This window comes from Pantoea sp. R13S299, assembly GCF_048515925.1.
Lineage (GTDB): Bacteria > Pseudomonadota > Gammaproteobacteria > Enterobacterales > Enterobacteriaceae > Pantoea.
In genome coordinates, this window is sequence record NZ_JBLYEF010000011.1 from 1 (window position 1) to 688 (window position 688).

The 688-nt window shown below is 50.0% G+C and carries 2 tRNA genes and 1 rRNA gene; all 3 read right to left on the bottom strand.

From position 1 onward, the window contains the following. Positions 1-238: 238 nt before the first annotated feature. Positions 239-314 (bottom strand) — tRNA-Ala (locus ACN1CO_RS22340). A 146-nt stretch (positions 315-460) separates the two neighbouring features. Next, positions 461-537, bottom strand: a tRNA-Ile gene (locus tag ACN1CO_RS22345). Between the two features lie 73 nt (positions 538-610). Continuing rightward, positions 611-688 (bottom strand): 16S ribosomal RNA (locus tag ACN1CO_RS22350); the annotation flags it as partial.

Below are 688 nucleotides of genomic sequence, written 5' to 3' on the forward strand. Positions count from 1 at the left end.
CATCCACCGTGTACGCTTAGTCGCTTAACCTCACAACCCACAGGCGTTTTACAACGCTGTAAGTCACGAGCATTTGAGAGACTCGAACGCATCGCTTTGTCATTCCTTATTACGGAGGAATGACGCGGTGCGTCGTTTCAATTTTCAGCTTGTTCCGGATTGTTAAAGAGCATAATACTTCGCAGCACACCGTTGCCGGTACGCTCTGAAGTATTCAGAAAAAAACAGATAAACGGTATGGTGGAGCTAAGCGGGATCGAACCGCTGACCTCCTGCGTGCAAGGCAGGCGCTCTCCCAGCTGAGCTATAGCCCCATACAGTTACTGCAGAGACCACTACTACCACTCAACCGAGTTACATTCTTCTGACGAAGGATGTAATTTCTTTTCAGGCAAGGCATGCGGAAGGGACGTTTACCGGGGTAAACGACCGCGCGCATAACGCAGCATGAGAAGAAATTTGGTAGGCCTGAGTGGACTTGAACCACCGACCTCACCCTTATCAGGGGTGCGCTCTAACCACCTGAGCTACAAGCCTGTAGAGGTTTTTTCTGCTCGTTACTTTTTATCAGACAATCTGTGTGGACACTGCGCGGGAAGGTATCTTCAGGTAAGGAGGTGATCCAACCGCAGGTTCCCCTACGGTTACCTTGTTACGACTTCACCCCAGTCATGAATCACAAAGTGGT